10 protein-coding genes are annotated in these 12408 nt (G+C 60.3%); 6 read left to right on the forward strand and 4 right to left on the reverse strand.

The genetic code is table 11. The features are described from left to right. Position 1: 1 nt before the first annotated feature. A complete protein-coding gene (locus AC0L17_RS16470; RefSeq protein WP_473516603.1) occupies positions 2-493 on the forward strand; it encodes a hypothetical protein in 492 nt (163 codons plus the stop codon). Further along, on the forward strand, positions 438-1109 hold the full coding sequence (locus tag AC0L17_RS16475; RefSeq protein WP_128168964.1) for a class I SAM-dependent methyltransferase: 672 nt from the start codon (positions 438-440) through the stop codon (positions 1107-1109). The genes AC0L17_RS16470 and AC0L17_RS16475 overlap by 56 nt, the downstream gene beginning before the upstream one ends. Before the next feature lie 142 nt (positions 1110-1251). On the opposite strand, the gene AC0L17_RS16480 is transcribed toward AC0L17_RS16475, so the two are convergent. From AC0L17_RS16480 to AC0L17_RS16495, 4 genes are all read right to left on the reverse strand, one after another. After that, positions 1252-2388, reverse strand: coding sequence for a glycosyltransferase family protein (locus AC0L17_RS16480; RefSeq protein WP_473516604.1), 1137 nt, complete (start codon positions 2386-2388; stop codon positions 1252-1254). After that, entirely contained in the window at positions 2385-3629 is a 1245-nt protein-coding gene (locus tag AC0L17_RS16485; RefSeq protein WP_473516605.1) for a glycosyltransferase, read from the reverse strand. Before AC0L17_RS16485 ends, AC0L17_RS16480 begins: the two co-directional genes overlap by 4 nt. 1 nt (position 3630) lies before the next feature. Beyond that, a complete protein-coding gene (locus AC0L17_RS16490) occupies positions 3631-4845 on the reverse strand; it encodes a glycosyltransferase family protein (protein WP_473516606.1) in 1215 nt (404 codons plus the stop codon). Positions 4846-5310: 465 nt separating this feature from the next. After that, positions 5311-6171: a helix-turn-helix domain-containing protein gene (locus tag AC0L17_RS16495; RefSeq protein WP_473516607.1), complete on the reverse strand. Its 861-nt coding sequence runs from the start codon at positions 6169-6171 to the stop codon at positions 5311-5313. Positions 6172-6407: 236 nt separating this feature from the next. Here AC0L17_RS16495 and melA point away from each other — a divergent pair, with 236 nt between their 5' ends. The 4 genes from melA (at position 6408) to AC0L17_RS16515 (ending at position 12400) form a co-directional block, all read left to right on the forward strand. After that, complete coding sequence (gene melA / locus AC0L17_RS16500) at positions 6408-7874, forward strand: alpha-galactosidase (protein WP_473516608.1); 1467 nt, start codon at positions 6408-6410, stop codon at positions 7872-7874. Between the two features lie 181 nt (positions 7875-8055). Further along, positions 8056-10140, forward strand: coding sequence for an ABC transporter substrate-binding protein (locus AC0L17_RS16505; RefSeq protein ID WP_473516609.1), 2085 nt, complete (start codon positions 8056-8058; stop codon positions 10138-10140). A gap of 122 nt (positions 10141-10262) precedes the next feature. Next, positions 10263-11276, forward strand: coding sequence for an ABC transporter permease (locus tag AC0L17_RS16510; RefSeq protein WP_236389258.1), 1014 nt, complete (start codon positions 10263-10265; stop codon positions 11274-11276). Next, the gene (locus AC0L17_RS16515) at positions 11273-12400 is read left to right on the forward strand and encodes an ABC transporter permease (protein WP_287177770.1); all 1128 of its coding nucleotides are present in this window, start codon (positions 11273-11275) and stop codon (positions 12398-12400) included. The genes AC0L17_RS16510 and AC0L17_RS16515 overlap by 4 nt, the downstream gene beginning before the upstream one ends. Positions 12401-12408 lie beyond the last annotated feature (8 nt).

Raw genomic sequence — 12408 nt, forward strand, 5'->3', positions numbered from 1 at the left:
GATGCAGGATGTAAAAGCACCTGCTGGCGAATGGCGTATCGGCAATTTCTTCGTCGCCAAAGACAAGCTCGAAGCTGCAGCGCACGGAGATTGTCCTGCGCTCAACGATGGAAGGAACATGCGAGGCGGCGCGATCCAGTTCCGGCGCATGGTCGATGACAACGACATCGGCATTGCTGATCATCGAAGAATGCGGCTGGCCAAACGGTTCGCGGCTTCGGTAGGGTTTCGGCGAATAGAAGAGCAGCACGAGGCAGCAGCTGCGCGGCTGGTGCTGGCGAATGGACGCCGCTGGTCCGGACAGATGCAACAGGCTCTCTCCGGCACCGGGCAATGGCGAAGCGGCTTGCAGCATAATCACGTCCGCGAATCAACAGCCTTCCGGGAGGCAAGATTGCGTTGTGTCGCCCGAAATCCCAACCTACAAGACGAATATGATGGATGTCACGCAACCACGCAATGCCGGCATGGACTGGCACGAGCAAGCCTTTGACCTGACGCGGGGAATTGCTGCCTATGTCAACTGCCCCCTGGTGGCAGCGCTGGCGCGCGTCATCACCAGGCATCCGAACGCCGATATCGCCAACGCCTTCAACCACAAGCAGGTCGCCTGCAAGATGTGGGCGCTCGACAGGCTGTTCGAAAGCTGCGGCGGCCGGTTCGGGCGCATATGGGTTCTGGGTGGATGGTACGGCGTATTGCCGGCTATGCTTTTTAACGACGCTCGCTTCGATATCGCGGCGGTCGATAGCATCGACATCGATCCCGAAGTCGCGCCGGTCGCCCGGACCCTCAACCGGGAAGCCGGTGACCGGTTTCGGGCGCTGACGGCAGATATGTACGCACTCGACTATGCGGCCGGGCGGCCCGACCTGATGGTCAATACGAGCTGCGAACACATAGCCGATCTGCGCGCCTGGCTTGCCCTGCTTCCGCGGGGCACGACTGTACTGCTGCAATCGAACGATTATTTCAGCGAGCCGACGCACATCAACTGCGTGGCTTCGCTTGCAGCCTTCGAAGCAATGGCGGCGTTACGGGAGGTGCGGTTCTCCGGCGAACTGCCGACAAAAAATTATACGCGCTTTATGCTGATTGGAACTGTTTGACGCATTTCGCCCGGTTTGGGACAACGACATGCATAAACGAGGAGTTGAAGCGCGTCGCACGAACCTCGCCAGACGCGACGCGTTAGCATCTATCGTCTGTTTGATCATGAACTTTTTCGAAACCGGGCCCCATTTTTGGGGACTATGTTCGATACCTCTGGCGCAGAATTTGCGCCGAGCGATGCGCGCCTTCCAGATCGAGACGATGCGCGGCTGGCGTCGGTCCCGCAAGCGCCTGTTCGATCGCTTGCGCCAAACCTTCAGGCGTTAGGTCCTTCTCCATCAGCACCGTTGAAAGACCGAGTTCTTCGAGCCTCAGGGTGCGAACCGTCTGTTCGGTTTCCCCGCCGGCTGCAAATGGAACGAGCAGAGAGCGACAACCCGCGCGCAGGACATCGCAGACCGTGTTGTAACCCGCCTGCGAGACCGACAGGCGGGCGCCGGTCAGCAGGCTGGCGAAATCCTCGCGGAACCGGAAGATGGACAGGACCGGCGAGGCATCGCGTGTGATCGCGTCAAACTCGTCTTTCGGCAGGTTGGGGCCGGTGATCAAACACCATTTCCAAGTGTTGCTGGCATGCCGCGCCGCTGCGATCGTGGAGCTGACAAGGCTCTTTCCGGCAGCCCCGCCGCCAACCGACACCAGAACGTCGAACCGCGCGGAGGCCGCGGGCGATGGCGGCGCGGCAACGAGTCCTGTGTAGGTGACCTCGGCCATGATCGCCCCAGCCAGTGGAAATGTCTTGTCGATGGTTGCGAAAGCCGGATCGCCGTGGACCATGACAAGGTCGAAATGCCTGTTGATCAGATCGACCGTTTCCTCGTTTCGGCCCGGCTTAACGCGCTGCTGAAGGATATCACGGACCGACGTCGCCAGCAGCGGTCTGGGCGACGTCGCGTCGATGGCCTCGATCAGCGGCAGGAGTTCGAAACGCATCTGCCGGCGTCCAAATGGAAACGCCTCGATAATGACGATATCAGGCCTGCAATCCCGGAAGGCCTGCAGCAGCATCTCTGAACGCCATCTCTTGAAATCATCGTCGATGGGTTTGCCCTGCAGGTCGACAAGTCCGGAAAATCCTTCATCACCGGAGGTGACAGGTGGCAGGGCTACAGATTTCACACCCACTCCCGGAAACCCCGCGATCGGCGCTCCGCCGGTCACGACGGTTACGTCAAACCCGTCATCGACCAGAGCCGCCGCAATGCGGCTGGCGCGCGCGAGATGGCCGATGCCGAGCAGGTGCTGGACATAGAAGAAAGCGCGCAGCCGCTTCATTCGGCGGCCCGCCACTCCCGCTCGAACAGTTCCTTGAGCTGTCCAATGCTTGCCAAATGATCGAAATTACCGCGCACGCGCCGCTCTGCGGCGTCGCCGAGGCGGGCGCGCAGCACGGGATCACGGATCAGGCGCTCCAGCGCCTGCGCCAGGGCAATTGGGTTTTCCGTCGGAACCAGCAGCCCGGTTTCATCCGGCGATAGAAGCTCCGGCACGCCGGAAATATCGGTCGACACGCAGGCAAGCCGCTGGCTAGTCGCCTCCACCAGAACATTCGGCAGACCGTCCCGGTCGCCATTTGCGGTGATCCTGCAGGCCAGGGCGAAGATGTCGGCGCAGCGGTAGTGCTCAAGCACCTCCTCCTGCGCCAGCGCGCCTTTCCAAAAGACGCGGCCATCCAGGCCGAGCTTTCGCGCCAGCGCCTTGAACCGTTCCAGTTCCTCGCCGCCGCCGATATGCTCGAAACGCCACGCCAAATCACCAGGCAAGAGGGCAAGGGCCTCCAGCAACGTATCGTAACCTTTCTTTTCAACGGCGCGCCCGACACTCAGAATGAGAACCGGTTGGTCCGGCGCCGAGCCGTCATGCTGTTTTCGCGCCTCGCCGAAACTGCCGAAGCGATCAAGGTCGAGCCCATGATAGCTCAGATGCACAGACGCGTTGCCGTTAGCGAGTTTTTTCAGACGGTCGAAGCCGGATTTCGTGCAAGTGACCGTCCAGCGGGCCGAGGAAAGCTTGCCAGCCAGATCCCAGTCCGCCGAAGTCCAGATGTCCTTGGCATGAGCCGAGCAGCTCCAGGGCAGGCCACGAAGCTGGCTGGCATAGCGCGTCACCGATGCCGGTGTGTGCGCGAAATGTGCGTGCAGCCAGCCCGCGTCTTCCGGCCATTCGGCCGCCAGCACGAGCGCTTGCCCGAAGCGGCGCGCGCGATTGCGCGTAAAGTCGCGGCCGAGGTCGATAGCCAGCGATCCGAGCGCGCGCCAGAAGCCCGGCCGAAGCAGACAAGCAAACAGCGAGCGAACCACGCGCAGCGGCTCTTCATGCAGATATTCCGGCAGATAATGGACGGGCGCTTTGATCTCGTCATGCACGGGGTGGCGTTTTGCGTCGGTCGGCCGCCTGAGGGCGAAGAGTATCAGGTCGAACCCCGCACGCTCCAGACCGAGCAGTTCCTGCGCGATGAAGGTTTCCGACAGCCGCGGATAGCCCTTCAGAACCACGACGATCTTGCGATGTTGCAACTCAGATCATGCCTTCAATGACCGAAAGGTGATGGCCGCCCCGCCGGTCGAGCAGTTCCGAGACGATTTCAGAAATGTGAGGCAGCCCTTCCAGCGTCAGATGCGGATGGCTCTGCGATGGGCCGGGCCGGGCCGGCAGCACCTCCAGCGCATTGGCAAACCGCTGGGAATCCTCGGCTTCTTCCGGCAAAAGCATCTCAATGAGGCCGAGTTCGGCTGCGCGCCGTGCTCGAATCAGTTGTTCCTCGCGGGGCTTGACGCGCGGCACGATCAGCGCCGGCTTGTCGAAAGACAGTATCTCGCAATAGGTGTTGTAACCTCCCATCGCCACGACCGCCTTGGCGCCGGCAATGAGATCTTCCATGCGGTTGTCGAACTCGATGATCTTGACATAGGGGATCTTGGCCCCCTTCTTGAGCAGCTTGTTGCGCTTGCGCGCCGGCATGTAAGGCCCAAGCACGATCAGCGCCCTATGCTGCAATTGCGGATCCTGCTGATAGGCATCGATGACACTGTGGATCAGGTCGCCGCCGTCACCGCCGCCACCGGTGGTAACGAGGATATAATCGCCGTCGGGCCGGTGGCCGGGCAACTCGTTCTTCTGCAGGCTCCGTTGCAGGAAACCGACGAACTTCATCTTTGCCCTGACAGCCGGCGGCACGTCCAAACCGATCAGCGGATCGTAGAAATCCGGCGGACCATAGACCCAGACCTTGTCGTAGAACAGGCCTATCTTGCGCATCACATCCCTGTGTGCCCACTCTGCTTCGAGCAGATGCGGCGCGTCCATCACCTCGCGCAGGCCAAGCACGAGCGTGGTGCCCCGCGTCTTGAGGTAGGACAGCGTGTCCTCGATCTCACCGCGCAGGCCGAGCGGTTCCTTGTCGACGATGAAAATATCCGGCCGGAAGGTCTCGGCTGTGTGGCGGATGATCGACTGGCGCATCCTTAGCGTCTCATGCAGATCGATATCCTTTTCCAGCGAGGTGTATTCGCCGTTGCGCAACTTGATGACGCTGGGGATCTTCACGAAGTCGACACGGGCGCGGTAGTCGAAGGCGCCAGCGATAGTCGCACCCGAAATGATAAGCACCTGAAGTCCGCGGAAATCCTCGACCAGCGAATGCGCGATCGTCCGGCAGCGCTGCAAGTGGCCGAGCCCGAACGTGTCGTGGCTGTACATGAGAATTCGAGCATTTTGTACGTGCTGGGTCATTGTTGAACGTCTTTTGGAATTCTCGCCTGAGGACCGTGGACGACCCCGCACGAAACCATCCTCGCGGGTCTGCCGACCTGTTTTGGAACATGACGGCGCAATTATCAATTACCCAAGAGGGTCCATATGCAGAAGCCAGGAAGCTGCGTCTGCTCAGCAGCCACGCTGGTCCAGAGAACCTGCATCATTTTCTGGTCTTGATCATCTCGGATTGGCAGCGAAGATTCGGATAAGGCGGCGTTGGCAGAAATAGACGTTTCCAAGGTTGAGGTCGAGAGTTCGAATCGCTTCATCCGCTCCAAGTTCTTTCAAGGGAATCAAGCTATTGAGAGGCGCCTTTCGGGACGCTTTTTGCTTACAAGGCCAGCTTTGCCGCCTCCTGAAAGCCGATGTCCGAGTGACCAGGTTGACGGTCTCTCTCGCGCTAAAAGCAGCCATCAAAGGGTGACAGGTCAGCGCTATTTGTCATCTGTCCAAAATCTGCCCCTGCTGATAACCGGCGCTTGCATACATGCCAGTGGTTCTGAATTCTGTCGGACTGACGCCGAAGCCACGTCGGAATACCTTGGCGAAGTAGTTGGGATCTTCGAAGCCGCACATGCCGGAAATATCCTTCACCGGAAGGTCGGCGGACATGGTCAGTAGCTTTGCGGCGCGGTCGAGGCGTCTGTTGAGGACGAACTCAGCCGGAGGAATACCTTCATGCGCCGCGAACACACGTGAGAAATGGGCGCGACTGAGACCGGAAAGCCGCGCCAGCTCATCGACCGGCAACGGCAGATGCAGATGCGCACCGATATAGTCAGTCACCTGACGCACTACCGAATTCTCCGCCACGTCATTTCCGTGTAGTTGGAACACGTCGTCATAGAGTGCCATGGCCGCCTCGTAGGAAATTGCCGAGGCGCGTGCCGGCGTTGAGCCGTCGCCTTTGACCAGCCGGTAGGCGCAGTCGGCCAGATTATCGACGGTGGCTGCCCGAAGGCTGAACACCGGTCCTTTCGTTGCCAGGACTTCTCTGTGGATGCGCAACGCTTCCGCCCCATGCATCGATATCCAGAAAAACTCCCAGCGCCCGCCTTTTTCAACCCAGTAGCGGTGCGAATGCGGAACAACCAACAGCATCGTCTCGCCCGGAGCGATGCGGTAGGACCTGGTTCCGTAACGCAGGTTTCCAGTGCCGCTGATGGTGTGCTGCATCACTGTGAACGGCGTCTGCCCGCGCCTGCGGCCATCCCAGCTGTAGCCGGCATCCGTTCTCACGTCGTAGCCGGTGCTCGTCGGCATGGTGTGCAATCGCTGCCGAGCGCGCGGCAGGGAAATCATCTTCATCACCGGTCCGAGGTCGACGAGTTTTTGCAGCACAAAATTACCCTACAAAGCACATCTACGCCCTACCGGAGGGGCGTGATCTTACGCATATTGACCAAAAACAAAAGAGATGCGGATGAAATCCCGGTTGCACGCCGCTTGGTTGCGTGTCTTCCGAATAATACGCCTGGACTGGATTTCCACGAACCGATTTTACCTATCGGTCCAATCCGCTTGCGGAGAAGGTTCGAATGAGCAGATTTAAGATCGCAATCATTGGCGCGGGCAGCGTCGGTTTCACCAAAAAGCTGTTCACGGACATTTTGTGTGTGCCGGAGCTGCGCGACATCGAGTTCGCACTGACCGACATCAGCGAGCACAATCTCAAGATGATCGAGTCAATTCTCCTGCGGATCGTCAAGTCGAGCCAGCTTCCTGCACGGGTGACCGCGACGACGGACCGCCGCAAGGCGATCGAGGGCGCGCGCTACATCATTAGCTGTGTGCGCGTCGGAGGTCTCGCCGCCTATGCCGACGATATCCGCATCCCCTTGAAATATGGCGTCGACCAGTGCGTCGGCGATACGATCTGCGCCGGTGGCATTCTCTACGGCCAGCGCAACATCCCGGTCATTCTGGATTTCTGCAAGGACATTCGCGAACTGGCCGAGCCAGGCGCGAAATTCCTGAACTATGCCAACCCGATGGCGATGAACACCTGGGCGGCGATCGAATTCGGCAAGGTCGATACGGTCGGTCTCTGCCATGGGGTCCAGCATGGGGCCGAGCAGATTGCCGAGATCCTCGGCGCCGGGGAAGGCGAGCTCGACTATGTCTGCTCCGGCATCAACCACCAGACCTGGTTCGTCGACGTTCGCGTCAAGGGCCGCAAGATCGGCAGGGATGAGCTCGTCGCCGCCTTCGAGGCGCATCCGGTCTTCTCGCGGCAGGAGAAACTCAGGATCGACGTGTTGAAGCGCTTCGGCGTCTATTCGACCGAAAGTAACGGCCACCTGTCGGAATATCTGCCCTGGTACCGCAAACGGCCTGAGGAGACCGCCAAGTGGATCGACATGTCGGACTGGATCCACGGCGAAACCGGCGGTTATCTGCGCTATTCGACCGAAACCCGGAACTGGTTCGAAACCGAGTTCCCGCAATTCCTCGAAGATGCGGGAAAGCCCTTCGATCCCGGGCGCCGCTCGAACGAGCACGCCAGCCACATACTGGAGGCGCTCGAGACCGGTCGGGTCTATCGCGGGCACTTCAACGTCAAGAACGAAGGCGTGATCACCAATCTTCCGTCCGATGCAATCATCGAATCGCCTGGTTTCGTCGATCGCTTCGGCATCAACATGGTGGCCGGCATCACGCTTCCGGAAGCCTGCGCCGCGACCTGCATTTCGTCGATTAATGTCCAGCGCATGTCCGTCCACGCGGCAATCTCCGGCGACATCGACCTCCTGAAACTGGCCGTGCTGCACGATCCGCTGGTTGGCGCCATCTGCACGCCGGAAGAGGTCTGGCAGATGGTCGACGAGATGGTTGTGGCGCAAGCGCAATGGCTGCCGCAATTCGCCCATGCGATCGACAGCGCCAAGGAGCGGCTGAGCCGCGCGACGGTAAAAACGCGGGAATGGAAGGGCGTCGCCCGCCGCGAGGTTCGCTCGATCGAAGAGATCAGGGCCGAAAAGGACGTATTGCGCGCGGCCGGCTGAGACATTGGTTGCGATAAGCCAATGTTCCGGAAAACCGGGCGGCCAGGATCGTGCCTCGGCGAATGCGCCCGGGCAGCACGGCACTGTCATCCGAGAAGCGGAATACCGCTTCGTTCGATGCTTGTAGGAGGAGAGCCATGCCATCGCGGCAGGCCCGAAGCATAAGGGAGAAATCAGGACAATGAACATTTTTGGCCGCATGAAAACCGCCGCCGCGCTCCTGTTTGGTGTGTCGGCGTTCGTGATCCAGGCCGTGGCCTCCGAGCCGACGATCGTGCCGGAACAGCCGCCGTTTCCGGCGCAAGGCGAGATCAATTACGTGCCGCGCGATTCAATTCTGGAATTCAAGGCGCTATCCGAATATCGCGAGCCGGAGTGGGTCACCGAAAAATTCGTCAAGACCGGGAAACTGCCTCCGTTGGCCGATCGGCTGCCGAAGGAGCCGATGGTCTTCAAGACAGGCAACATGCCCGACGGGATAGGCGTCTATGGCGACACGATGCGCCACGTCGTCGGCGGCCGGCCGGAAGGCTGGAACTACAGTGCCGGGCAGACGCAAGGCTGGGGCGGCATTGATATTGCGATGTTCGAATGCCTGACGCGCACCGCGCCGCTCTTCCAGGTCGATGCCAAAGACGTCGAGCCGCTGCCCAATCTTGCCCGGAGCTGGGAGTGGTCGGAAGACGGCCACACACTGACGATGAAGTTGATCGAAGGCGCAAAGTGGTCCGACGGAGATCCCTTCGACGCCGATGACGTGATGTTCTATTGGGACGACAATGTCGTCGATCCGAACGTCTCGCCGCTGAACGGTGCAACACCGGAAACGTTCGGAGAAGGCACCACCCTGAAGGCGGTAGACAAATATACGATCGAATGGACTTTTAAGGACGCGTTCCCGCGCCGGCATCTCTATGCGATGGCCTATGGAACCTTCTGCCCTGGCCCCTCGCACATTTTGAAGACCAAGCATCCGAAATATGCAGGCACCACCTACGACGAGTACAAGAACGGCTTTCCGCCGGAATACTTGAATATGCCCGTCATGGGCGCCTGGGTGCCTATCGAATACCGTTCGGACGACGTCATCGTGCTTCGCCGCAATCCTTACTATTGGAAGGTGGACGAAGAGGGAAATCAGCTGCCCTATCTCAACGAACTGCACTACAAGCTTTCGACTTGGGCCGATCGCGACGTGCAGGCGATCGCCGGGTCCGGCGATATCTCGAACCTGGAGCAACCTGAAAATTTCGTGGAATCGCTGAAGCGCGCCGCACAGGAAACGGCTCCCGCGCGGCTGGCCTTTGGCGCCCGGCTGATCGGCTACAATCTGCGCATGAACTTTTCAGCCAATGGCTGGGGCGAGCCGGACGAGCGGGCGCAGGCCGTACGCGAGCTCAACCGCAACGTCGATTTCCGTAAGGCCGTGACCATGGCCATCGATCGCAAGAAACTCGGCGAATCCCTCGTCAAAGGACCCTTCACCGCGATCTATCCCGGCGGCATTTCCTCTGGCACGAGCTTTTACGACCGCGCCTCGACGGTGTACTACCCGTTCGATCTGGAAGGCGCCAAGGCGCTGCTGGAGAAGGTCGGGTTGAAGGACACGGACGGCAACGGCGCCGTCAACTTCCCGGCCGGTACAGCTGGCGGCTCGGACGTACAGATCGTGCTTCTGGTGAATTCCGACTACAGCACCGATCGCAACCTCGCGGAAGGTCTGGTCGGCCAGATGGAACAGCTTGGCCTCAAGGTCGTGCTCAACACAATCGATGGCGCGAAGCGCGACGCAACCCAGTATGCCGGGCGCTTCGACTGGCTTGTTCGCCGCAACGAGCAGGAACAGACCTCAGTTGTGCAGAACACGACCCAGCTTGCCCCGACCGGTCCGCGCACGAGTTGGCATCACAGGGCAGGAACGGACGGCACGGTCGATCTGATGCCGTTCGAACAGGAACTCGTGGACGTCGTCAACAAGTTCATCTCCAGCAACGACAATGACGAGCGGGCTGATCTGATGAAGCAGTTCCAGAAGGTCTCGACGACGAATCTCGATACGATCGGCCTGACAGAATATCCGGGTGCGCTCATCATCAACAAGCGCTTCTCCAACATTCCGGAAGGCGTGCCGATCTTCATGTTCAATTGGGCGGAGGACACGATCATCCGTGAACGGGTCTTCGTCGCTGCCGACAAGCAGGGCGACTACGAGCTGTTCCCCGAGCAGCTTCCGGGCAAGCCCGGTGAAGGCGGTCCGATCAACTGACCGCAGTCGATTTCCCCTCCGGCGAGCATCCGCCGGAGGGGAGGTTGCGAATTGAACCGTGGAGATACCGCGCCTCGTGAAGGAGCAGATCGCCACGAGCCACAAGAGAAGCAAACACGATCATGTTCAGATTTCTGCTTGTGCGTATCGCCTCGGCGATTCCTGTCCTCTTCGTCCTGAGCGTCGTGACGTTCGCGATCATCCAGGCCCCGCCGGGCGACTACAGCGACTATGTGCGCTCGCAACTGATCAACCAGGGTGGCGCATCCTTCGAAAAGGCCGACGCCCAGGCGCAGGCCTACAAGATCGCGCATGGCCTCGATAAGCCCTTGCCCCTCCAGTACGTCAACTGGATCACCGGCATCGTCACCCGCGGCGATTTCGGCCACAGTCTCTTCTACAACAAGCCTGTCGCCGATGTGGTCGGCGAACGTTTGCCCCGTACGCTGGCGCTGGCGCTCGTCTGCCATATCCTGGCTTCGGTGATCGGCATCACCTTCGGCGTTTTGGCGGCAACCCGGCAATATTCCTGGGTGGACAGCGTGCTGTCGGGGATCTCGTTTCTCGGCATGACGGTACCGCGATTCTTGATGGCGCTGATCATCGTCTATATCCTGGTGTTCCACTTCAATGTCACTGAGATCAACAGTTTCCATTCCGCCCGCTACGGCGGGGCGCCCTGGTCGTGGGGCAAGTTCGTCGATCTGGTCAAGCATGTCTGGCCGGTCATCGCGATCGCCACTTTGGGCGGGCTCGCCTACAACATGCGCGTCATGCGGGGCAATCTTCTCGATACGCTGAACGCCCAATATGTCGAAACGGCTCGGGCCAAGGGCTTGAGCGAGGGCACGGTGGTCATGCGCCACGCTGTGCCGAACGCGCTGCATCCGCTCGTCATGTATCAGGGCGTCGTGCTGCCCTACATGCTGACCGGCGAGATCGAAACCGCGATCATCTTCGCCCTGCCGACGGTCGGCCCGGCCATCGTCGGCTCGATGTGGATCGGCGACGTCTATGTCACGGCGACCTTCATGTTGGTTCTGTCGGTGACCCTGATCGTCGGCAATATCATCGCCGACATGCTGCTTGCAGCGCTCGACCCGCGGGTTCGCCTTGGGGGAGGGACCGACGCATGAAAGCCGACGTCCAATCCATAATCTGCGCCTCCGTGCCGCCGGCCAAAGGCAATGGCAACGAAACCTATACCGCGCTTGTCTGGCGCCGTCTCAAGCGATCCTGGACCGGCATGATAGGGCTGATCCTTGTCTGCCTCCTGATGATCATGACGATATTCGCGGAGTTCTTCGCACCCGTCGATCCGAAGCTGACCGGCGTCGGTTTCGCGCCGCCTCAGACAATCAGCATGACGGATCGGGGCGGGAACTTCGTCTTTCCGCCGCGCAGCTATCCGATTCGTGAAACAGATGAATTCGACCCCGTCACATTCCAGCCGATCGTAGGCCCCGACTACGAAAACCCGCAGACGCTCGGCTTTTTCGTCAAAGGGTTCGGATACAGGCTTTTCGGACTGATCCCGGCGCAGCGGCATTTCTTCGGCGCCACCGACGGAAGCCCGGTCAATTTCCTCGGCACCGACAAATTCGGCCGCGATGTGCTGTCGCGCATCATCTACGGCTCGCGCATTTCGCTGATGATCGCCCTGACCGTGGTGTTCATCATCACGGTAGTCGGCACGACGGTCGGCATGGTGTCCGGATATTTCGGCGGAAGGTTCGACGCATGGGTACAGCGCTTCGTCGAACTGGTGCTCGCCTTTCCGCAACTGCCGCTTTATCTCGCGCTCACCTCGCTGATTCCGGTGACGGCGCCGACCAATGTCTTCCTCGCCTTCGTCATCTTCGTCATGTCGGCGCTCGGCTGGGCACAGCTGTCGCGCGAGGTCCGCGGCAAGACGCTGGCGCTGGCGCGGATCGACTATGTGCGGGCGGCGATGGCGATCGGCGCAACCGACCGCCGGATCATCTTTCAGCATATTTTCCCCAACGTCATGAGCCACGTCATCGTCGCCGTCACGCTGGCGATCCCCAATGTCGTGCTGCTTGAATCCTTCCTCGGCTTCCTCGGTTTCGCGGTGAAGCCGCCGCTGATCTCCTGGGGGCTGATGCTGCAGGATACCGCGACATACTCCGTCATTGGGTCCTATCCCTGGATCCTTGCCCCCGTGGGTTTCGTGCTGGTCACCGTCTTTGCGTTCAATGCGCTGGGCGATGGTCTTCGCGACGCCGTCGATCCCTATTGAGAAGGCCG

The sequence above is a fragment of the Mesorhizobium sp. WSM4829 genome (assembly GCF_055811475.1).

Bases quoted from the DNA above. Each gene is read 5' to 3' on its own strand.
- AC0L17_RS16490 (WP_473516606.1), bottom strand. From the start codon at position 4,845: ATGACCCAGCACGTACAAAATGCTCGAATTCTCATGTACAGCCACGAC.
- AC0L17_RS16510 (WP_236389258.1), top strand. From the start codon at position 10,263: ATGTTCAGATTTCTGCTTGTGCGTATCGCCTCGGCGATTCCTGTCCTC.
- melA (WP_473516608.1), top strand. From the start codon at position 6,408: ATGAGCAGATTTAAGATCGCAATCATTGGCGCGGGCAGCGTCGGTTTC.
- AC0L17_RS16495 (WP_473516607.1), bottom strand. From the start codon at position 6,171: ATGATTTCCCTGCCGCGCGCTCGGCAGCGATTGCACACCATGCCGACG.
- AC0L17_RS16470 (WP_473516603.1), top strand. From the start codon at position 2: ATGCAGGATGTAAAAGCACCTGCTGGCGAATGGCGTATCGGCAATTTC.
- AC0L17_RS16515 (WP_287177770.1), top strand. From the start codon at position 11,273: ATGAAAGCCGACGTCCAATCCATAATCTGCGCCTCCGTGCCGCCGGCC.
- AC0L17_RS16505 (WP_473516609.1), top strand. From the start codon at position 8,056: ATGAACATTTTTGGCCGCATGAAAACCGCCGCCGCGCTCCTGTTTGGT.
- AC0L17_RS16480 (WP_473516604.1), bottom strand. From the start codon at position 2,388: ATGAAGCGGCTGCGCGCTTTCTTCTATGTCCAGCACCTGCTCGGCATC.
- AC0L17_RS16475 (WP_128168964.1), top strand. From the start codon at position 438: ATGGATGTCACGCAACCACGCAATGCCGGCATGGACTGGCACGAGCAA.